A 19,738-nucleotide genomic window follows, 5' to 3' on the forward strand; every position below is an offset into this window, starting at 1 on the left:
GCGCCGGCGGCTGCCCTTTGGGCGGCCCGAGGCCTTCGCCACCGAGCCGGGCTGCCGGATGTCCCCCGCACCCGGCAGCCCCTTCTCCTAGGAGCCCTTGTAGGAACCGATCGGGGTCGCGGTCCCGCAGGACGCAGAGCCCAGCTTCTGCACGGCCGAGATCTTGTCGTGGAGGTCGAACCAGTCACCGAGCTTCGACACCGAGTACCCCGGCCGTACGCAGTACTTGGCTCCCCGGTTGTAAGCGTCGACGTACACGTACCAGGAGACGCTGTTGCGGTTCCACAGTGAGTCGAACCGGTCGTTGTCGCCGCCGAGAGCCGGGGCGGAGGACGTGTAGGCGGTGAAGATGCCGGCGTAGTTGTTGTCGGACCACGCGCACAGGCGGTTGTCGGCACACTGGCCGGGACTCGCCGACGCGGGCGCCTGGGCCGTGGCGAGGGCGATCCCTGCGGCGCCCAGGAGGACCGCCGCACGTTCCAGTGCGCGGCGCGGGCGGGACTTCCTCATCGGTGACCTCGTCAAAGCAGTCATGCACGTACTCCTCTTCTTCGGCCCAGTGCCAGCAACATCATGAATGCTGTGGGCATCCGGGCACCCGTGGCCACGCCCTTAAGCCACGACTTAAGGGCCTGCGGGCACCGTCGCGCTCTCAGGTCCCGCCAGCAGTTCCCGGCCCAGGGCCGATGTCACGTGCAGCACGGATCCACCACGCCGGCTGGTGGTGATGAGACCCGCGCCACGCAGCGCCTTCGCGTGCTGACTGGCCGCTGCCGGGGTGACGCCGAGCCGCCCGGCCAGCTCGGTGGTGCCGCAGCCGTCCGCGACGATGTGCAGCGCCGCGGCCCGGGTGCGCCCCAGCAGGACGCCCAGGGCCTCGTCGGCGGCCGTGCCGTGGCCGTGCCACAGCGCGGAGCCGGACGCCGGGTCGGTCACCGTCGGGACGGTCAGCCGGGGCACCGACTCGTCGTCGTACGGGTCGTACAGCAGGCTGAGCTCACGCCAGGAGAACACGGTCGGCACGAGGATCAGGCCTCTCCCGCCCAGGTGGACTTCGACCGGGCGGGAGTGTCGCACTTCCAGAACAGGCGGGCGCCAGCGCACCAGTAGTGGGCACGCCGAGGACAGCAGGCCTTCGACGCCTTCTTCCAGGAACGTACGGGCGTAGTGCGCGCGTACCGCTTCGAGGCGCGACCGGGATGCGGACCAGTACGGCTCGACGGTCACCCGATGACAGGCCACGAGGGCCGCCGCCAGCTGCCGTCGGGCCCCGGCGTCCCCATCGGCGACGCTCCGCGCCCAGGAGGAGTGGACGGAGTCGAAGGCGACTGCCTCCAGCTCGCGGCGTACGCGAGTGCGCGGAGCCCGCAGCAGTTCGTCGACGGCGTGGTCGATGTCGGGCGAGTCCCCGGCCAGCGCCAGCAGGTCGAGCCCGGGGCCACGGGCCGGCAGCAACGCGGTGAGCGGCTTGGCGTCCTCCGTCAATTGCCCGGCCACCGTTGCGCGCCACCTTTGGAAAGGCACCGCGCAGGAGCGCCTGTTCAGCATCTCCAGGCTGTAATACGTCTCCGCCGCGGCCCCGATCGTGGGGGCCACTCGGGTGCGGGCGAGATCGTCCGCGGTGAAATGGATACGCAACACCACTGACCCCCGTCACGGTGCGGCGACACAGGCGGAATCCGTGTCACTCGCGGCGGCCGCTTCTGCGGCGACGAGAGAGATTGTCAGGTGTTCCCGGCGGCCCTTCAACGGCGTTTCCGGACCTTCCGCGCATCGGTGGGCGGCCGGCTCGCGTCCTGTGCCGCGGTGCGCGACGCAGGGGCGCGCCCATGAGCATCCCGGGCGCCTCGGTGGTGGAGCCGTCCGGCGCGCTTGGCCATTACTCGTCTGCCGCGTAAAGGACCGACCCCGTGATGGAAAGATCGCCGCCGATCTGGGCTACCTGCGAAACGGTCACGTTCTCGAACGCGACCGTGCGGGTGGGAACGGCGGTGTGGGAGAGCCACGAGGGCAGGGCGTCGGGGGTCACGGTGACGCTGCGGTCCGCCGGGAGCGGCGCGCCGCCCAGACCGGTGACCGTGCCGGACAGCTTTCGGGTGTACAGCGTCACCACGCCTTTACCCTTGCCCTTGATCGTGGATGTGGTGGCGGGCTTGGCCCGCAGACGCACCATCACGCCGTCCCGGCCCGCTGCCAGATCGAGGTCGCCGATGTCCAGCGACCGGGCGGTGAACTTCAGAGCGCGCAGAGGCCCGGCCGCGGTCGGCACGGTGACCACGCCGTGGAAGGCGCTGCCGTGGAGAACGAGTCTGCCGGCCTGCAGCACCCACAGGACGTTCCCGGGACGGCCGGCCGTGGCATCGGCGCGTGTCGTCGCGCGGGCGCGGGGGCCGCCGGGGGCGAGCAGCGCAGTGGAGGTCGCTGGTGCGCCCATGAGCAGGGCCGTCGGCAGGGCAGTCAGCGCCAGCGTCCTGGTGAACGTCCGAGGCGACCGGCCGTTCACACGGATCTCCGGCCAGGCGCAGGCCGGGCGGCGGGCTCGGTGTGCGGCCTCGATGTGGCCCAACCGGTCGGGTCGTCACTTGTCACTCTGACCTTCCCCCACTGGGGCGGCCGCGGAGCCGCGGTTCAGCGCGGGGCACGGCCCGGCGTTGCCCGTGGGCGGAGCCCAGGCACACGCCAGTGAACCGCCGATCAGCCCGGACAGCAGACCAAGGAAAAGGCCCCCGAAGTTCGCCACAGGGAATGAGACGAGGGCGAGCAGCAGGGCCGCGATCCCGGCGAACACCCGCACCTGCTGTTGGACCCAGAGGGTGATGCCCAGGACCATGAGCAGAATCCCGGTGATCAGGGCCCCGGCGCCGGCTGTGGTGGACAGTGCCAGCGGGATGTTGGCCACGGGCAGGTGCACGTAGGGGAAGTAGATGATGGGCAGGCCCGCCGCGAGGGTGAACAGCCCTGCCCAGAAGGGCCGTCCGCGCCGCCACGCCCTGAATCTTCGCCTGGCATCGGCGGCGGCGACGCGCACATCCGGGCGTCTGTCGGAGAGATTGAAGAACACGGACACTTTCCATGGTGAGGAGCGAGCGGGCGGAGTGCGCGCTTCGCGCCGAGGGCTCAGAAGCACTCGCGACGGCCTTGCTTGAGCCGCAGGTCGAGCTCGGGGATGTTGAGCGTGGCAGCCGAAACCGCGACCGCGGTCGTCCGCACGTCGGTCAGGACGGCCGAGACCGCCTGCTGTGCGACGCCGTTGGGGTCGAAGAATCGCGAGTCCCTGTCCTCCGGGTTGATCGGGCCCTTACTGACCGCGCCCGCCGCCACTCCGATGTCGAGGTCGTCGAGATTCGCCTGCCCGGCCGACAGGGACGTCGCGTCGATGAACATGTTCTTCGCCTCAGTCGGGCTCCGGTCCCCGCCGGTGAGCCTCAGCGTGTACGGGCCCAGGACCGGGATCGGCACCACCACGGACTGGCACAGCCCGCTGATCTTCGCGGACCGCAGCCCCGTGACCGCGACCGGCACGAGGGTGCCCTTCTTGGTCACGTCCACCATGCCGTAAATGCTCAGACCACGGACTTTGATCGTGTCCGCACCGACCTGGAACCTCTGGCCGGAGATGAAGAACGACGCGGCCAGCGCTCCTTGCGCCATGCCGATACCGAGAGCCGCAGCGGCCGTGACGCCCGCGCCGAGGACCACCGCGAAACGCTTCCAGCGGGTTCTGCCGAAGCCGTGCGACATTCCGTCTCCCCCAGTCAGGAAACTCCCCTGCCGAGGCCGGGCAGGGGAAGGCGACGATCCAACGTCTGGTGACGGATCCTAGGCTTCCTATGGCGCCGACCGACGGCACGTCGGTCGGGGCATACGAGTGACGTCTTTCCCGTTGGGGCTTTCCCCCAGTGCAGGCCCCCAGCGGGCGGAGTCCGGCCGGGGTCTGGCAGGTGTACGTACGCGCTGGACCGGCTCGCGCAGGCGTCCGCCAGACCACAGTGCGCTCGGGGTCAGCTTGTTCTTTGACCTCCGGCCCGGGATCGCTCCATGAACGTCTCGGGTCGTTTGACGGTTTTGCCGGCTGACGATCCGGACAGTCGGCCGCATTCCATGCGAGCGGACAGAGAACAGCCAGTCAAAGACGTGTTGCCACGCGGATCAGGTCGGCGACTGCGCAAAGTCGGCTCTGCGACGGCCATGCGATCACCGTTGTCACGGGCGGAGCATCCAGGACGGGCACGGCGGCGAGATCCCGGCGCAGGTCGGTGCCGGCGGACTCGGGCATGATCACGGTGGTACGGCCGAGCGCGATCAGCTGGAAGAGCTGCGTCAGGTTCCGTACCTCTGCCCCCGGTCCCTCCGGGTATCTGCCGCCAGGGCCGGGCCAGCGAGCCATTGGGAGTTCCGACAATGCGGTGACCTCGGCCACCCGAATCTGAGAGCGGCCGGCAAGTGAGTGAGAGGTGGGCAGGATCGCGACCTGTCCCTCGGTATACAGAATTTCGGTGTCGAGTCCGACCACCGAATCGAATGGCAAGTGCAGCAGAGCCACATCGGCTTGCCCATCCTGCAGCAATTTCCGGTGCTGATGCGCCTCGCAGAGCAACAGATCGACGGTGGCTGCGCCGGGCTCCGCGCGGTAGGCATCGAGCAGTTTGGCCATAACTCGCCGGCGGTGCCGGATTTGACGGCGAGGACGAGGCGGGGGCGCCTTTGCGCAGCCTGCCGGGTACGCCGCTCAGCTGCGGCTACCGCGCTGAGGATCGCGCGCCCCTCGGACAGCAGCACGGATCCGGCCTCGGTGAGCGTGACCTTGCGGCTGGTGCGCTCCAGCAGCGTGACCCCGAGCTGTCGTTCGAGCCGGGCGATGGCGCGGGACAGGGGCGGCTGGGCTATCTCAAGGCGCTGGGCAGCCTTGCCGAAGTGCAGTTCCTCGGCGATGGCGACGAAGTACCGCAGCTCGCGTATCTCCATGGATTCACAGTAACTCCGGTGGACGGTCGATTGATGTCGCTCAGGTATTGCTGCATTACCGAGATGGTGTTAGTGCCTGGTCGAAGCGCAGCCATGCTCGCTGTCATGAGTGAGAAGACAATCGCGCTGGTCACCGGCGCGAACAAGGGAATCGGGTACGAGATCGCGGCCGGGCTGGGCGCATTGGGCTGGAGCGTCGGTATCGGCGTTCGGGACGAGCAGCGCAGGATGGACGCCGTGGCGAAACTGCGCGCGGCAGGTGCCGACGCGTTCGGCGTGCCCCTGGACGTGACCGACGACGAGAGCGTGACCGCCGCAGCGCAGCTGATCGAGGAGCGAGCGGGACGCCTTGACGTGCTGGTCAATAACGCCGGCGCTGCAGGCGGTTGGCCGGAGGAGCCAACAACCATCGACCTCGAGACCGTGCGGCAGCTGGTGGAGACCAACGTCATCGGCGTCATCCGGGTCACCAACGCGATGCTGCCGCTGCTGCGCCACTCGGCGCACCCACGGATCGTCAACCAGTCCAGCCATGTCGGCTCTCTGGCCTTGCAGACCACGCCCGGTGTCGACCTCGGAGGGATCAGCGGGGCGTACGCGCCGACGAAGACCTACCTCAACGCCGTCACCATCCAGTACGCTAAGGAGCTGAGCGGCACCAACATTTTGATCAACAACACCTGCCCCGGCTACGTGGCTACCGACCTCAATGGGTTCAGCGGTGCTCAGACCCCTGAGCAGGGCGCGGTGATCGCTATCCGGTTGGCGGCTCTGCCCGACGACGGCCCCACCGGTCAGCTATTCGACGACGACGGAGTCGTGCCATGGTGATGCTGATGTGTTCCGGCTCGACTGGACTGCGGCTCAACGCGCCCCACTGGTGAACTCCCGATCAGCGAGGGTACGTTGATCCGCCTCCAGGTACGAGAAGGTGGTCGAACTGATTTCTCCGTCCCATGGCCGGTGGTGACTACAGCCCGGCCCAGGGGTCTTCACGCCTCCACAGGGTGGGAAAGTGCAAAGAGACACCCTGCTCAGTGGCGAGTCGGTCGATGACACGGATGGTGCGGTCGAGGTCGTCGCCAAGATAGGGCAGTGCTCGTAGAGGCTTGCTGAGTGGCTGGAAGAAGTCGTCCCAATGGATGAGGATGACCCGGCGTGCACCCACCGCCTCGACCGTCTCCTTCCAGTAGGTCCGGATGTAATCCTCGTCCTGAAGGCCCAGCTGCCCGACGCCGAGGTAGACCACGTCGGCCGATCGCCCGCTCAGGTTGCCTGGGGCGAAGCCTGCACTCCCTTGAATCAGTGCGCTTCGGCCGCCGGTGTGCTCGAGAAGGAGGGACCAAGCCTCGCCGCAGCGGTACGACGATGCCGTGACTGGCGGCACGACGGGGTCGTTGATGGCCCCGGGGTATCGGTCGGGTGGGCAGTGACGGGATTCGACCAGGGTCAAGGTGAAGGCGCCACAGGTGACTTGCTCGCCGGTCGTGACGTGCACAATCCTGTCGTCGGGCAGATCGCCCCCACGTCCGACGTTGGCTGCAGAGGGCCCACCGACCAGACGGGCCCCGGTACGGGCAGCGACCACCGCCGAGTCCATTGCGTGGTCGAAGTGGGTGTGTACGGGGACGAGCGCGTCGAGTGACGTCACCTCAGCCCGCTCCAAAGCGGCGTCGATACGCGCATGGTGCGGGGCAATGCGTCGCGCGACCACCGCCAGGAGTGAGGGGCGCGAGAAGAATCCGTCGGTCATGACGGCTGAGGTCCCGTCCCCGACGAGCAGGGTGGACACGCCCAGGAAGGTGACGGACAGCCCCTGATCGGCCTCGGGCAGGTCGAAGCGGTCCGCGTAACGGGAGATGTCGGGGCGACCGAACCGAATCTTCACGAGACGACCCTATAGTCGGCCTTGCTTCGCGACGGCCCCGGGCTCTGAGTGTTCCTGGCTCGAAGATCCTGTCCATCTTGGCTCTTGGCTTGGCTTCCTGCCGCATCGCCGGCAAACGTCGCATTCGCCGGCCATGGCGGGCACAGACCCCGCGCGCGAACGGCCGGATCAGGCGTGAGAGGCGGCAACTGTCAGTTGCCGCCTGCACGATGCCCGGACATCACCACGATCAGGAGAGATTCATGGGTACCTGGAACGTCGGCCCGTTCGACAACGACACCGCCGCGGAGTTCTCCGGCGATCTCGACCAGGCGCCCGCAGGCGATCGAGAAGGCCTCATCCGGAACACTCTCGTCCGCGCCATCGGCACCCACGACTACCCGAACCTCCCACAACGAACGCCGCTCGACGCCCGGGCGTCGCGGCTGTCCGTGATGACCGCTTAGTCTTTACAACCACCCCAGAGTCTTTACAACCCTTGGGCCTGCTGCCATGGTCATGTCCCGGGTGGCGTCACTGCGGAAGGCGACGCCCACTTCGTGGGGGGACGACGACATGATGCGTGGCTCCGCACCGTTCTGTCTCAGCAGACTGTCCCGGTTCAGATCCCGGAACTTGATCCTGCTGGCCCTCACCGCAACCGTCGCGGCTCTCCTCCCCCTCCTCATCTTCGGCGGCAGCGCGAGCGCCGGGCCGGGGCAGGCTCTGCCCGCAGCGGACCCGACCTCCCCGCCGCCGGCCCCGCACCACCAGGCCGCCCCCGCCGCCGCAATGGAGCCCGCCGCGCCCACCCTGCCCCGCGACGGCTGGACCGCGACCGCGAGCGACCACGAGACGACGAGGGGCGACCACAGCCCCGCCCGCGCCCTGGACGCCGACCCCAACACCATGTGGCACAGCAACTGGACCGCCCCCACCACGCCGTTGCCCCACAGCATCACCATCGACATGAAGAAGACTGCGGTCGTCTCCTCGCTCGTCTACCAGCCCCGGGCAACAGGCATCAACGGCCGCGTCGGCGAGTACGCGATCCACCTCAGCTCCGACGGAGCCGCGTGGGGTGCCGCCGTGGCCACCGGCACCCTGGCCGACGACAACACCGTCAAGACCCTGAGCTTCGCGCCCAAGGGCGCCCGCTACATACGCCTGACCGCGACCACCGAGGCCGGCAACCGCGGCCCCTGGACCAGCGCCGCCGAGATCAACCTGCTCGGCGATCCGGGCACCACCGCCTCCGTGGTCGACCTGCCCCGCGACGGCTGGACCGCGACCGCGAGCGACCACGAGAGGATCAAGGGCGACCACAGCCCCGCCCGCGCCCTGGACGCCGACCCCGACACCATGTGGCACAGCAAGTGGACCGCTCCTACCACGCCGTTGCCCCACAGCATCACCATCGACATGAAAACGGCCCGCCCCGTCTCCGCCCTCACCTACGAGCCCCGCCGCAGCGGCGTCAATGGCCGTATCGGCGCCTACACCGTCACCACCAGCACCAACGGCACCACCTTCAGCCCTCCGGTGGCGAGGGGCACCTGGAAGGACGACGACACCATCAAGGGCGCCACCTTCACACGTACCGTCACCGCACGCTACGTCCGGCTCACCGCGACCACCGAGGCGGGGGGCCGCGGGCCTTGGTCCTCAGCGGCCGAGATCCGGGTCAGCGGTCCCGCCGACCCCACCGCCCACGGCATGTGGGGAAAGGTGACAGGCTTCCCGCTGGTCCCCGTCGCCACCGCGGTGCTGCCCAACAACAAGATGCTCGCGTGGTCCGCGTACGGCGTCGACCGTTTCGGCGGCAGCAACGGCTACACCCAAACCGCGATCATGGACCTCGCTTCCGGCCGCGTCACCCAGCGCCGTGTGGACAACACCGGGCACGACATGTTCTGCCCCGGCATAGCGGTCCTCAAGGACGGGCGGGTCCTGGTCACCGGCGGCTCCAACGCCAAGCGCGCCAGCATCTACGACCCCGCGACCGACGCGTGGACCTCGACCGCGGACATGAACATCGCACGCGGCTACCAGGCGATGACACTGCTTTCCACCGGTGACGGCTTCGTCCTCGGAGGATCCTGGAGCGGCGGCAGCGGTGGCAGGGACGGTGAGGTCTGGTCCTCCGCCAACGGCACGTGGCGCAAACTCAGCGGCGTCCCCGTCACCACGACCATGACTGCCGACCCGCGCGGCCCGTACCGCGCCGACAACCACCAGTGGCTGCACGCCACATCGAACGGGCGCGTGCTGCACCTCGGCCCCAGCAGGCAGATCAACTGGATATCCACCAGCGGCAACGGCAGCATCACCGCGGCCGGCATCCGCGCCGACAGCCCGGACGCGATGAACGGCAACGCGGTCGCGTACGACATCGGCAAGCTGCTCACCCTCGGCGGCGCCACCGCGTACGAGAACGTGAAGGCGACCAGGCGCGCCTACACCGTCGACCTCAACGGGGGCGGTACGCCGGTCAGCTCCCGCACCGGCGACATGGCCTACGCCCGCGCCTTCGGCAACAGCGTCGTGATGCCGGACGGCAAAGTCGCGGTCTTCGGCGGCCAGTCCTTCCCGGTGCCGTTCAGCGACGCTACCTCCGCGATGACCCCGGAGATCTGGGACCCGGCGACGGGCAGGTTCACGCGGATGGCGTCGATGGCGGTGCCGCGCAACTACCACAGCGTCGCCAACCTGCTGCCCGACGGCCGCATCTTCAGCGGCGGCGGCGGCCTGTGCGGCGCCTGCGCCACCAACCACGCCGACGGGGCGATCTTCACTCCGCCCTATCTCCTCAACGCCGACGGCACCGAGAAGACCCGGCCCGAGATCAGCGGCGGCGTCCCGGCCCACGCGGCCAACGGGGCGAAGCTCGACGTGACCACCGACTCGACGATCACCTCGTTCGTGCTCGTCCGGGCGGGAGCTGCGACCCACTCCACCGACAACGACCAGCGCCGCGTGCCGCTCACGTTCCACCAGACAGGCACGGGGGCGTATGAGGTCACGGTGCCGGCCGACCCGGGCGTGGCACTACCAGGCACGTACTTCCTCTTCGCGCTGAACGCCCAAGGGGTGCCCAGCGAAGCCAAGATGCTCAACCTGAGTTGACGCGTGCGAGGCTCCCTCGAAAGGCGCGACCGGTCTGGACTCCCCCACCGGACGCGGCACCCACCGCGAGCGCCACCCTCCACGAACGGGGCGTGAGGTGGAGAACCGGTCCTCGACTTGATCTTGCTGCCCGACCGCCCAGTCGCGCGTGGCCGTGGGCGTTCCCGGGCGGCGCCCTGACGCCGACGCTGCTCCCGCTGATGGCAGACGGCGGGGCCATCGTCAACACGACCAGCAATTCCGCGCTGGAGTCCGCGCTGGAGTCCGGGCTGGAGCCCGGCTGCTCGGCCTACGCGTCGATGAAGGGCGGCCTGATCGTGCTGACCCGCTACATGGCCAAGGAGTTCAGCAAGCGGGCTATCCGCGTCAACGCCGTCGCGCCGGGTTCGACCCGCACCCGGATCTCCGAGAACGCCTTCGAGCGGTTCCCCGAGGTCATCCCGGCCCTCGCGGCGAAGACCGCGCTCGGCCGGGTCGGCGAACCCGACGACATCGGATGGTGATCGCCACCCTGCTCTCCGAAGAGAGCCGCTGGATCACCGCGCAGAACATCGAGGTGGCCGGCGGCTACAACCTCTAGCCAGATGTCACAGACGTCAGACCACTCGGCTCACCCGACCCTTGGTCCGAGTGTGTTATTCGTCGGCATCGCCAGCGCCCTGATCTGCTACCGCCGCTGCACCAACTGCGACGACCGCCAATTGGTTTGCCGCCGGCCGGCCCGGTCGGATAGGAATCTTGCATGCTAAGGGGCAGCAAGGTCGGGCTCAGGGCCCGGCACGAGGACGACATCCCGATCCTGCAGACCGAGCTCTACGACGACGTGGTCAATTACTCGCGGTCCGAAGTCCGGCCGTGGCGGCCGATCACGCCCGGCTCGAAGGACTCGCGGCTTGTGGTGGACGACAAGGAGCAACAGCACGTCCCGTTCTCCGTGGTGGAGCTGGACGGCGGCACGCTGGTCGGCACCGCGGTGCTGTGGAACATCGACAACCACAACCGGTCCGCGCACATCGGCCTTGGACTGCTGCCGTCCTCCCGCGGCAAGGGCTACGGCACCGACGTGGTCGCGGTGCTGTGCCACTACGGTTTCGTCGTGCGCGGCCTGCAGCGTCTGCAGATCGAGACGCTGTCGGACAACGCCGCGATGCTGCGCTCAGCCGAGCGCAACGGCTTCGTCCGCGAGGGCGTGCTGCGCTCCTCGGCCTGGGTGATGGGCGAGTTCCTGGACGACGTGCTGCTCGGGCTCCTCGTCCAGGACTGGAAGTGGGACTCGAAGGGCTAGGCTGCCGCCTGTCGTTCAAGGGCGGACCGCGGAGCAGACATGGACGACCGAGGGCCAGGACGGCGACGTGGTCCCGCGCGGGCCGTGGGCCCTGTTCGCCGACCGACAGACGAACCGCCCAGGCCGAGGCCGCGTATCAAGACGTGGAGGTCCTTGTCGGGCCGCCACCGCTGGGGCGTCAAGCGCGCCGTGTCCTGGCTCAATGGCTGCCGCTGCCTGCACAGGCGCTACGAGCGCAAAGCCGAGGACTTCCTGGCCTTCGTCGGCATCGCCAGCGTCCTGACCTGCTACTGCCGCTACGACTGAGACGACCTCCAAATGGCCAACTCAGCCTGGAACAGCACGGCGGCAGAACCCCCGCCGGCGTATTCGCCCGCACCGGCCAACGCCTCCTCGCCCCGGCAGCCGGCATCTGGCATCTGGCATCTGGCACAACTGGAACATCGGCGCCAAGGTCAAACGATCTATGATCGCGTATGCCACTGAGAGCTCGGACTCACTCATCCAGGACTCTCGGGTAGGCGGGGCATGCGGCATCCTCGGACAGCCGGAAGGGAACGCCGGTGAGCTTCTCTGACAGCTCCCACAGCCGGTGGGCGGTGGCGGTGTCACGGATGGCGCGCTCCCGGTTGCGCAGGACCGGCTCGCCGCGTAGCTGCAGCGGCCCGTCGGGCACGACATACGATCCGCCCGGCAGGTCCGGGACGGTCGCGGCGTACAGGGAGGTCTTGGCGCCTTCGGGGGTTGGGCGGAAGGCGACGCGGACCAGCAGCCGGGTCAACGCTCCATAGAGTCGGCCGCGGTTGCCGTTGGCGCCGCCGGTGAGAACGTTGGTGCGGGTGAGTCCCGGGGCGACGGCCATGCTGCGCAGCCTCAGGCCGGCGGCGTCGGCGCGGCGTTGCAGTTCGGTGGCGAAGTAGAGATTGGCGCGCTTGGACTGCAGGTAGGCGAAGACGGTGCGATAGCGGCGTTCGGCGTTGAGGTTGTCCAGGTCGAAGCGGGCGAACCGCTGGCCTTCGCTGCTGACGGCGACCACCCGCGGATCGGGCGAGGCGAGCAGATGGGGCAGCATCAGCCCGGTCAGGGCGAACGTGCCCAGGTGGTTGATCCCGAACTGCGACTCGAAACCATCGGCGGTCCGGGCAAACGGCACCATCGCCACGCCGGCGTTGTTGACCAGCAGATCGAGCCGGTCATGATCCCAGCCGTCGGCGAAGGCACGTATGGAGGCAAGATCGGCCAGGTCGAGGAGACGCACCTCGGCATGGGCGCCGGATGCCTGGGCGAGCAGCCGATCCAGGGCGGCCTGCCCCCGTTGGGGACTGCGGCAGGCCAGCACGACATGGGCGCCCCGGCGAGCGAGCGCCTCCGCTGTGACCTGGCCGATGCCGCTGTTGGCTCCGGTCACCACCGCCAGGCGGCCGGATTGGTCGGGGATGGAGTCGAGGGTCCACGTACGGGAAGCGCTGGGCATGGCCTTCCTTCTCCTGGGTTGAGGGCGTCCGGCGCGCAGCTGGACAGGAGCCCGCTCAATGCAACTTCTCGTTGCGATAGGCTGGAGCCTGACACGCGAATGCCCACTAACGCAACTAGGAGTTGCAATGGAGTCGGGTTCCTCCGGACCCACCCGCCCGGTCGGGCGCGGCCGCAAGGCACAGGCGGCGGTGCGCGCCGCTACCCTCGCCGAGTTGCTCGACCGGGGATATGCCGAGCTGACCGTCGAGGGCGTGGCTCAGCGGGCCGGGGTGCACAAGACAACGCTCTACCGGCGCTGGAAGGACCGCGAGAGCCTGGTCGTTGACGCGCTTGCCGAGCATTTCGCCACCGACACCCCCACTCCGGACACCGGCAGCGTTGAGACCGACCTGCAAGCGCTCGCGCGGGCGCTCGTGCAGAGCATGACGGGCCCGGTGGGCAGGGCGGTGCAGACCGCGATGTACTCCGACGCCGGCCGGCTGCCAGAGATCGCCGAGGCGCGGCGGCGGGTCTTCGCCGACCGGTTCCGGCGGGCCGAGCCCGTGGTCGCCCGCGCCGTCGAGCGGGGCGAACTCCCGGCGGAGACCGATCCGGTCGAGCTGTTCAAAACGCTGGCCGCTCCGATCTACTTCCGGTTGCTGGTCAGTGCCGATCCGGTCGAGGAGGGCACCGCCGACCAGGCCGTGCGGATCACGCTCGCCGCCGCCCGCGCCGGCGCCCTGACACAGGCTCCGACGTAGCCGTCAAGGCGACCGAAGCGGACGCCGGTCAGACATGAAAGGCAGCGTGCTTGCCCCACGCGTACAGTGCTGCCAGAGGGCGTCCAGGCCGGTAGTCACACACAGGCCAACGGGCGCCCTTCGCCATGGTCGCGGCCAGCACAAACATCGGACTCATTCATCTAGACGAAACCCCGGCGCCCACAACCCCCGCAGGCGATTCAGGGCCGGTCGGCATAGCGCCTACGAGCGGTTCAGGTCCAGTTCGGAGCAGGCGGGCCGCTCGTAGTCTGTCAGCGCTTCTGGCCGGTCAGGGACGCCGCGAGCTTCAGCCAGTTCTTGAGTGTGGTGGCGGCGGCGCCGCTGTCGATCGCGTGGCTCGCTTCCTCCAAACCAGTCGCGAAGGCGTCATGGAGGCCTCCGTCGAGTCCGCGGTGGGCAGCGAGGGCCCCGGCGGCGTTGGCGAGGACGGCGTCACGGGCGGCACCCAGCTCACCGCCCAGGACCCGGTGGACGACCGAGGCGTTGTAGGTGGCGTCACCGCCGCGGAGCGCATCGGGTGTGCTGCGGGCGAGCCCGAAATCGGCGGCGTCCAGCGTCTCTTGCCGGACGCCGCCGCTGTCAGCGATCCAGATGCTGGTGGGTGCCGCGGTGGTGATTTCGTCGAGGCCGTCTTCTCCGCGTACGACCAGGGCGCTGGTGCCCCGTTCGGCGAGCACTCCCGCCAGGACCGGGGTGAGGGCGGTGTTGGAGCAGCCGACGAGGGCGGCGCGGGGGCCGGCGGGGTTGGTCAGCGGCGCCACGTAGTTGATGGCGGTTGGGATGCCGAGAGCCTTACGTACCGGGCCGGCGTGGCGCAGCCCGTGGTGGAAACGCGGGGCGAAGGTGAAGCCGATGCCGACTTCGCGCAGGCACCGGGCGATGTCGTCGGCGGTGAGGTCGAGCGGCAGGCCCAGGGCTTCAAGGACATCGGCGGAGCCGGCCTTACTGGACACCGAACGGCCGCCGTTCTTGACCACCGGGGCGCCGGTGGCAGCGACGACGATCGCCGCCATGGTGCTCACGTTCACTGTGTGGGCGCCGTCCCCACCGGTGCCCACGATGTCGACAATGTCTGCACGGTCGACTGGAAGGGGCACGACCCGTTCCATAAAGGCGTCGAGCATGCCGCGGAGTTCAGCGGTGCTCTCTCCCTTGGCGCGCAGGGCAACCAGGAACCCGGCGAGCTGAGCGGAGTCGGCGGAGTCGTCCATGACCTGCCGCATCGCCCACCGGGTGTCGTCCGCGGTGAGATTCTCCCCGCGCAGAAGCGCTGCGAGCAGGTGTGGCCAGGAGCGGGCGAGCTCAGACACGGGGATCCTCTCGGTGCGGCCGCTGCGGGCCGGGCAGTGAATGAAAGCGTAATGACTGGCGCGAGCCAGTTCGACGGCCCCGAGAGTGGTGTAGATGACAATGGAGACCGTGTGCGTGAGTCACCGCATCGCCGGCCGGGCCGCGACCCCCACCAAGCCAAGCCACTGAACTCGTCCCGGCTGCAGAGGAGATGGGCACGGCGCCTGGTTCCGTGACAGCGAGGAGAAGGCTGGCCATCCACGAGCGGATCGCCTGAGCGGGGCACCCGATCGGCGCCCGCCATCCGTTGCCTCCAAGTCGGGCGTCGTGCCATCACTTCGAACGGTTCGGGTGCCCAGGACGACGGCGAGCCGGCCCAGATCCGGCCGGACATCCGGACATTGTGACCGAGCCGCATCGAGCAGTGACTCAGCCAACTCCCTGCGATGCTGGAAGGAGGCTGCATACGGACGGACGACGTCGCATGGTGCGGATCATCCCCCTGTCCCGCGCGCGGAATGGCGGAAGGCGATGGGAGTCTGACCGGTGCGCTGGTGAAAGAACTTGCTGAAGTTGGTCGCGCTGGAGAAGCCGAGCTGGGCTGCGATCCGGCCCGCGGACAAGTCGCTGTGCGCCAGCAGGCGGCCGGCCTCCAGCACGACTCTGCGGTCGATGAACTCCTTCGCCCCGACGCCGGCGGCGGTGAGCGTGGCCCGCGACAGGGTGCGCGGCGAGTAGCCGAGGGCGCGTGCGTAGTCGGCCAGGCGGCGGGTGCGGGCGAAGTCCCTCTCGACCGCGTCACGGAATCTCAGATACGCCGAGCCCGGAGCGGGCGCGGGGACGTCGATGGGCCGGCTCAGGTGTGCGAGGCGCAGGACGAGGACGTCCAGCAGATGGCGGAGCACCACGACGTGGATGTCGACCGGCATCCGCATCGCCGCGTGGAACTCGCGCTCCAGGTGGTGCGCGGCGTCGTGCAGCGCATCGTTGTCATCGCCGGCCGGCGTCCGTACGACCGGGGCGTAAGGGTCGTCCAGGCCGGCGGCGGCCGCTGTGGCGGAGTCGGGGAAGTCCCGTTCGAACAGGATCAGCGTGCCGGCGGCCCGGGTGACGTCACCCCACTGATGCACCTGACCGGGCCGAATCCACAGCCAGGACCCGGGGCGCAGGGTGTACTCGGCGAAGTCCACGGTCTGCAGCAGGGAGCCTCCGGTGAGGGTGAGCAGGACGTGGAAGTCATGCCGGTTCGGCCCTGCCAGACGCCCGGGTACGACACGAGTGCGCAGATCCGCCAGCGAGAGGACCTCGACCCCGGCCGGAGTGCCGACGGGCGGAGCGAAAGCAAGCTCGGAGATCATTCGCAAGCTTCCTGTCGGTTTTTGAGCATCATGACCTGAGAGAAGGGCAGCTCATCGGATGGCTGTCCATTTTTGACCCTAGTGCTTCGGATTTCTACCTCCTGTGCCTGATCAGCTCCGGCAATCCTGGAGGCACAGGTGGCGGACACCAGGTCCGCCACCCCCGGCGACATGGAACAGTGCGAAATGAACAACAAGGATCTGGTCCTCAAGGCCGTCAGAGAGCTGTTCGGCGACAAGGACCCCTCGGCGGTGGACCGCTGGGTCTCGCCTTCGTACACGCAGCACAGCGCGCTCGCCGCCGACGGCCCCGAGGCTCTGCGCGAACTGGTCTCCTCGCTGTCCCCGGACTTCCGCTACGACGGCGCCCGGGTCATCGCCGACGGAGACCTGGTCGCCCTGCACGGGATCTACTACGGGTTCGGCCCCGTGCCACTGGTCGCCTTCGACATCTACCGAGTGGAGAACGGCCGGCTCGCCGAGCACTGGGACGCTCTGGTGCCCGTGGTCGAAGACACCGTCAGCGGCCGCTCCCAGACCGGTGGCCCGACCCGGGCGGGCGACCTGGCAAGGACCGAGGCAAACCGCAAGCTGGTCACCGAGTACGCCGAGAAAGTACTCAAGGGCGCCGACTACTCGGCGGTGGCCGACTACACGTCCACCGAGACCTACCTCCAGCACAACCCGGAGGCCGGTGACGGTCTCGAGGGGTTCGGCGTGGCTGCCGCCACGTGGGCCGCGCAGGGGAAGAATGTGGTCTACACAAGGATCCACAGAGTCATCGCGGAGGGTGACTTCGCCCTGGTGCAGGCCGAAGGCGAGTTCGGCGTACCGGTCGCCTACTACGACCTGTTCCGCCTCGCCGACGGGAAGATCGTCGAGCACTGGGACGCAATCCCCGCGATTCCCGCCGAACTGCCGCACGACAACGGACTGTTCTGACCGACCCGCCCACGAGGAATCCAGGACCAATGGCCACACCCATGACGGATGCCGAATGGCGCGCTTTCGTGAGCGCAGGCACCAGAACCGCGAAGATCGCCACCACCCGCGCGGACGGACGGCCACACGTGGCCCCCGTCTGGTTCCTGCTGGACGGCGAAGACTTCGTCTTCAACACCAGCAAGAATTCCGTCAAGGGCCGGACGCTGATCCGAGACGGGCGGCTCGCCCTCTGCGTGGACGACGATCAGCCGCCGTTCTCCTTCGTCATCATCGACGGCCATGCGCAGGTGAGCGAGGACGCGTCGCAGGTGCGCGACTGGGCGAGCCGGATCGCTGCCCGCTACGTGGGCAAGGAGCGCGCAGCCGAGTACGGCGTCCGCAACAGCGCCCCGGGAATCCTCCTGGTGCGGGTGTCGATCGACAATGTCCGGGCGGTCAGCGGCGTAGCCAACTGATCTGATGGCACCTACAGCCGCCCCTCGGCGGCCTCGACGAGTACCACCAGCAGAATGACAATCCGTCATCTGTGATCCGTGAAGCCACAGGTCAGGCCTGGTTCACGAGCCGAGGGACCCTGCAGGCTTCCTACAACGGGTCTACCCGGCGCCCTGCTGGGGACCAACAGCCCACCGACGGACCTGGCGCGGCGGATGCACGCATCCCGGATCTCCTTCGCCCGCACCGGCGACCCGGGCTGGGACGGCTACGACACCGAGGTACTCTCCCACCGGCAGCGGCAGTTGGACGTGGCGTACACCGGGATTCCCGGCTACGGTCACCTCGACACGTTCCTCGGCCGGGGCCGCCGCCCTCAACGTGTTCGGGCACATTCTCGACGTCCTCGGCAAGCGGCGATGACGGCTTCCGGGGCGCTCGGCGGCACTGCCCGGCCCGTACCCGAACCGCACTCAAGGAGGCCACGCCCCATGCCGCAGCTCGATGTCGACGGCGCCAGACTGACGTACGACGACGAGGGCGCCCGCGATGGTGACGGCGTGCCCCTGGTGTTCATCCACGGCTGGACGGCCAACCGGCACCGCTGGGACCACCAGATGGCGCATTTTGCCCCGAAGCGGCGGGTGATACGACTCGACCTGCGCGGGCACGGCGAGAGCGACGGGTCGGCGCGGACGATCGAGGAGCTGGCCGGGGACGTCGTCACCCTCCTCGACCACCTGGAAGTCGACCGGTTCATTCCTGTCGGCCACTCCATGGGCGGGATGATCACGCAGACCCTCGCCCTCAGCCATCCCGAGCGGATCGAGCGCCTGGTGCTGGTGAACTCGATCAGCCGAATGACCTACAGCCGGGGGCGGGGCCTGGTGATGGCGGCGTCGACGCTGGTGCCGTTCAAGCTGTTCGTCGCCACCAACATCCAGCGGGCCTTCGCGCCCGGCCACCCGCGCGAGGAGGTCCGGGAGTACATCCGGGGCTCCTCGGCCACACCGCGGGAAGTGGTCATGACCTGCTACGCCGCCATGCGGGCGTTCGACGTCCTCGACCGGGTCGGCGAGATCCGCACGCCCACCTTGCTGGTGCACGGCTACCACGACATCCAGTTGCCCCTCTCGCAGATGCTGCGGATGGCGAAGGACTACCCGGACGCGGTGGTCCGGATCGTGGATGCCGGCCACGAACTGCCAGTGGAGAAGCCGGCGGAGCTGACCTCGGCGCTCGACCGGTTCGTGACCGGCCAGGCCTGAGTCGCTGCGACATCGCGCTCGCATCGGGTTGTCGACGAAGTTGAGAGGTGAGAACTGCCCCGACATGCCCGGGTGCGCTCCTGCGTCGTGCGGAAAGACCTGCACCGTGACGTGTGGCTCTTCACTGGCGTGCGTCAGGTGTTCCCGCTGCTCCCTCACCAGCACTACAGCCGAAAGCGGTGAACCTTAGCCGAGTTCACCGGCGGCCGTTCCGCCTTCATCACCCCATTTTGGGCGGCACGCGCCCCCTGCATATTTCGACCAGGATCGAAACCATTGCCGGCATTGGCGGGAGTCGTGATCCTGAAGCCCGGAAGCTGATCGAACCTGCTGCCGTTTGCCGGTGCAGGTTCAACTACGGGAGGAAAGCCGTGCGCAAGACCATGATGACGCTGGGTGCAGCTGCCGCCTTGGCACTGACATCCCTGACCGCGACCCAGGCACAGGCGGCTACCGCCGCACCCGCGGCCGGCTATGACCGCTGTCCCAATGGATACCTGTGCATCTTCGATGGTGCCGACGGGACCGGCTCCATGGCCTGGTTCAGGTCCGGATCGCCCGACCTGCGGGGCCAGGGCATGGACAACCGGACGAGCTCCGTCTACAACCGCACTGGCGGATCCTGGTCGCTGTACGACGGTTACGGCTACAGCGGAACCTGCTTCTTCTCGATCGGCGTGGGCGCGTTCAACGTCACCGGCCCGTACAACAACAGCTTCAGCTCACTCCAGTCCGGCCACGCCTGCTGACGCCATGTCAGGCAACAGGCAGGGACCCCGTTGAATCCGGACCCGGCCCCGGCAGCCGTTTTAGAGGCCGGCGGCAAGGCGCCTACGAGCGGTTCAGGTCCAGGTCGGAGCAGGCGGGCCGGGGCTTATCGACCCATGCGCGGCCAAGGAGCTGTTTTCCGGCTCGCGCTCACTCACCTTGAGATCGCCATCGTCTGGGCGGACTCTGCGGCG

The 19,738-nt window shown here is 68.7% G+C and carries 20 protein-coding genes and 3 pseudogenes; 12 read left to right on the plus strand and 11 right to left on the minus strand.

What is annotated here, in order from left to right; all coding sequences use genetic code 11:
* Window positions 1-87: 87 nt before the first annotated feature.
* The 6 genes and pseudogenes from OG966_RS01915 to OG966_RS01940 form a co-directional block, all read right to left on the minus strand.
* On the minus strand, window positions 88-534 hold the full coding sequence (locus OG966_RS01915; protein ID WP_326647544.1) for a peptidase inhibitor family I36 protein: 447 nt from the start codon (window positions 532-534) through the stop codon (window positions 88-90).
* Window positions 535-624: 90 nt separating this feature from the next.
* Window positions 625-1,641, minus strand: a complete 1,017-nt coding sequence (locus tag OG966_RS01920) for an ArsR/SmtB family transcription factor (RefSeq protein WP_326647545.1) — start codon at window positions 1,639-1,641, stop codon at window positions 625-627.
* 238 nt (window positions 1,642-1,879) lie between these two features.
* Entirely contained in the window at window positions 1,880-2,503 is a 624-nt protein-coding gene (locus OG966_RS01925) for a hypothetical protein (RefSeq protein ID WP_326647546.1), read from the minus strand.
* Window positions 2,504-2,578: 75 nt separating this feature from the next.
* Window positions 2,579-3,061, minus strand: a complete 483-nt coding sequence (locus tag OG966_RS01930) for a DUF6114 domain-containing protein (RefSeq protein ID WP_326647548.1) — start codon at window positions 3,059-3,061, stop codon at window positions 2,579-2,581.
* 56 nt (window positions 3,062-3,117) lie between these two features.
* Entirely contained in the window at window positions 3,118-3,741 is a 624-nt protein-coding gene (locus OG966_RS01935) for a DUF6230 family protein (RefSeq protein WP_326647549.1), read from the minus strand.
* 385 nt (window positions 3,742-4,126) lie between these two features.
* Window positions 4,127-4,965: pseudogene (locus OG966_RS01940) on the minus strand (LysR family transcriptional regulator).
* 93 nt (window positions 4,966-5,058) lie between these two features.
* Between OG966_RS01940 and OG966_RS01945 the strand changes: the two are divergent.
* Window positions 5,059-5,796 (plus strand): SDR family oxidoreductase, encoded by a 738-nt coding sequence (locus tag OG966_RS01945; RefSeq protein WP_326655047.1) that lies wholly within the window; start codon window positions 5,059-5,061, stop codon window positions 5,794-5,796.
* Window positions 5,797-5,935: 139 nt separating this feature from the next.
* Here OG966_RS01945 and OG966_RS01950 read toward each other — a convergent pair whose 3' ends face one another.
* Window positions 5,936-6,853 (minus strand): MBL fold metallo-hydrolase, encoded by a 918-nt coding sequence (locus OG966_RS01950; RefSeq protein WP_326647550.1) that lies wholly within the window; start codon window positions 6,851-6,853, stop codon window positions 5,936-5,938.
* A gap of 242 nt (window positions 6,854-7,095) precedes the next feature.
* Here OG966_RS01950 and OG966_RS01955 point away from each other — a divergent pair, with 242 nt between their 5' ends.
* The 6 genes and pseudogenes from OG966_RS01955 to OG966_RS01980 all read left to right on the plus strand — a co-directional run.
* On the plus strand, window positions 7,096-7,299 hold the full coding sequence (locus tag OG966_RS01955; RefSeq protein ID WP_326647551.1) for a DUF4259 domain-containing protein: 204 nt from the start codon (window positions 7,096-7,098) through the stop codon (window positions 7,297-7,299).
* Window positions 7,300-7,468: 169 nt separating this feature from the next.
* Entirely contained in the window at window positions 7,469-9,958 is a 2,490-nt protein-coding gene (locus OG966_RS01960; protein ID WP_326647552.1) for a discoidin domain-containing protein, read from the plus strand.
* A gap of 200 nt (window positions 9,959-10,158) precedes the next feature.
* The gene (locus OG966_RS01965; RefSeq protein ID WP_326647553.1) at window positions 10,159-10,461 is read left to right on the plus strand and encodes an SDR family oxidoreductase; all 303 of its coding nucleotides are present in this window, start codon (window positions 10,159-10,161) and stop codon (window positions 10,459-10,461) included.
* 239 nt (window positions 10,462-10,700) lie between these two features.
* The gene (locus tag OG966_RS01970) at window positions 10,701-11,243 is read left to right on the plus strand and encodes a GNAT family N-acetyltransferase (RefSeq protein ID WP_326647554.1); all 543 of its coding nucleotides are present in this window, start codon (window positions 10,701-10,703) and stop codon (window positions 11,241-11,243) included.
* Window positions 11,244-11,396: 153 nt separating this feature from the next.
* Complete coding sequence (locus OG966_RS01975; RefSeq protein ID WP_406734032.1) at window positions 11,397-11,549, plus strand: hypothetical protein; 153 nt, start codon at window positions 11,397-11,399, stop codon at window positions 11,547-11,549.
* 14 nt (window positions 11,550-11,563) lie between these two features.
* Window positions 11,564-11,721 (plus strand): annotated as a pseudogene (locus OG966_RS01980) (IS982 family transposase); the annotation flags it as partial.
* 18 nt (window positions 11,722-11,739) lie between these two features.
* On the opposite strand, the gene OG966_RS01985 reads toward OG966_RS01980, so the two are convergent.
* Complete coding sequence (locus OG966_RS01985; protein WP_326647555.1) at window positions 11,740-12,717, minus strand: oxidoreductase; 978 nt, start codon at window positions 12,715-12,717, stop codon at window positions 11,740-11,742.
* A 127-nt stretch (window positions 12,718-12,844) separates the two neighbouring features.
* On the opposite strand from OG966_RS01985, the gene OG966_RS01990 reads away from it, so the two are divergent.
* Window positions 12,845-13,459, plus strand: a complete 615-nt coding sequence (locus OG966_RS01990; protein WP_326647556.1) for a TetR/AcrR family transcriptional regulator — start codon at window positions 12,845-12,847, stop codon at window positions 13,457-13,459.
* Between the two features lie 272 nt (window positions 13,460-13,731).
* Here the strand turns inward: OG966_RS01990 and trpD are convergent, their stop codons facing one another.
* Window positions 13,732-14,790: an anthranilate phosphoribosyltransferase gene (gene trpD / locus OG966_RS01995; protein ID WP_326647559.1), complete on the minus strand. Its 1,059-nt coding sequence runs from the start codon at window positions 14,788-14,790 to the stop codon at window positions 13,732-13,734.
* A 474-nt stretch (window positions 14,791-15,264) separates the two neighbouring features.
* Window positions 15,265-16,128 carry a helix-turn-helix domain-containing protein gene (locus OG966_RS02000; RefSeq protein ID WP_326647560.1) on the minus strand — a complete coding sequence of 288 codons (864 nt, stop codon included), beginning with the start codon at window positions 16,126-16,128 and terminating at the stop codon, window positions 15,265-15,267.
* A gap of 186 nt (window positions 16,129-16,314) precedes the next feature.
* Here OG966_RS02000 and OG966_RS02005 point away from each other — a divergent pair, with 186 nt between their 5' ends.
* The 3 genes from OG966_RS02005 to OG966_RS02015 all read left to right on the plus strand — a co-directional run bounded on the left by OG966_RS02005 (window position 16,315) and on the right by OG966_RS02015 (window position 18,776).
* Window positions 16,315-17,070 carry a nuclear transport factor 2 family protein gene (locus tag OG966_RS02005; protein ID WP_326655049.1) on the plus strand — a complete coding sequence of 252 codons (756 nt, stop codon included), beginning with the start codon at window positions 16,315-16,317 and terminating at the stop codon, window positions 17,068-17,070.
* A gap of 29 nt (window positions 17,071-17,099) precedes the next feature.
* Window positions 17,100-17,528, plus strand: coding sequence for a PPOX class F420-dependent oxidoreductase (locus OG966_RS02010; RefSeq protein ID WP_326647561.1), 429 nt, complete (start codon window positions 17,100-17,102; stop codon window positions 17,526-17,528).
* A gap of 471 nt (window positions 17,529-17,999) precedes the next feature.
* Complete coding sequence (locus OG966_RS02015) at window positions 18,000-18,776, plus strand: alpha/beta fold hydrolase (RefSeq protein WP_326647562.1); 777 nt, start codon at window positions 18,000-18,002, stop codon at window positions 18,774-18,776.
* 9 nt (window positions 18,777-18,785) lie between these two features.
* Here OG966_RS02015 and OG966_RS02020 read toward each other — a convergent pair.
* Window positions 18,786-18,941, minus strand: a pseudogene (locus tag OG966_RS02020) (Scr1 family TA system antitoxin-like transcriptional regulator); the annotation flags it as partial.
* A gap of 206 nt (window positions 18,942-19,147) precedes the next feature.
* On the opposite strand from OG966_RS02020, the gene OG966_RS02025 reads away from it, so the two are divergent.
* Window positions 19,148-19,525, plus strand: a complete 378-nt coding sequence (locus tag OG966_RS02025; protein WP_326647563.1) for a peptidase inhibitor family I36 protein — start codon at window positions 19,148-19,150, stop codon at window positions 19,523-19,525.
* Window positions 19,526-19,738: the final 213 nt, after the last annotated feature.

It is taken from the genome of Streptomyces sp. NBC_01750, assembly GCF_035918095.1.
Taxonomy (GTDB): Bacteria; Actinomycetota; Actinomycetes; order Streptomycetales; family Streptomycetaceae; genus Streptomyces.

Excerpts from the sequence above, each read along its gene's own strand:
- OG966_RS01915 (WP_326647544.1), bottom strand. The coding sequence starts at position 534 with ATGACTGCTTTGACGAGGTCACCGATGAGGAAGTCCCGCCCGCGCCGC.
- OG966_RS01935 (WP_326647549.1), bottom strand. The coding sequence starts at position 3,741 with ATGTCGCACGGCTTCGGCAGAACCCGCTGGAAGCGTTTCGCGGTGGTC.
- OG966_RS01945 (WP_326655047.1), top strand. The coding sequence starts at position 5,059 with ATGCTCGCTGTCATGAGTGAGAAGACAATCGCGCTGGTCACCGGCGCG.
- OG966_RS01955 (WP_326647551.1), top strand. The coding sequence starts at position 7,096 with ATGGGTACCTGGAACGTCGGCCCGTTCGACAACGACACCGCCGCGGAG.
- OG966_RS01965 (WP_326647553.1), top strand. The coding sequence starts at position 10,159 with ATGGCAGACGGCGGGGCCATCGTCAACACGACCAGCAATTCCGCGCTG.
- OG966_RS01970 (WP_326647554.1), top strand. The coding sequence starts at position 10,701 with ATGCTAAGGGGCAGCAAGGTCGGGCTCAGGGCCCGGCACGAGGACGAC.
- OG966_RS01985 (WP_326647555.1), bottom strand. The coding sequence starts at position 12,717 with ATGCCCAGCGCTTCCCGTACGTGGACCCTCGACTCCATCCCCGACCAA.
- OG966_RS01990 (WP_326647556.1), top strand. The coding sequence starts at position 12,845 with ATGGAGTCGGGTTCCTCCGGACCCACCCGCCCGGTCGGGCGCGGCCGC.
- OG966_RS02000 (WP_326647560.1), bottom strand. The coding sequence starts at position 16,128 with ATGATCTCCGAGCTTGCTTTCGCTCCGCCCGTCGGCACTCCGGCCGGG.
- OG966_RS02005 (WP_326655049.1), top strand. The coding sequence starts at position 16,315 with ATGAACAACAAGGATCTGGTCCTCAAGGCCGTCAGAGAGCTGTTCGGC.
- OG966_RS02010 (WP_326647561.1), top strand. The coding sequence starts at position 17,100 with ATGGCCACACCCATGACGGATGCCGAATGGCGCGCTTTCGTGAGCGCA.
- OG966_RS02015 (WP_326647562.1), top strand. The coding sequence starts at position 18,000 with ATGCCGCAGCTCGATGTCGACGGCGCCAGACTGACGTACGACGACGAG.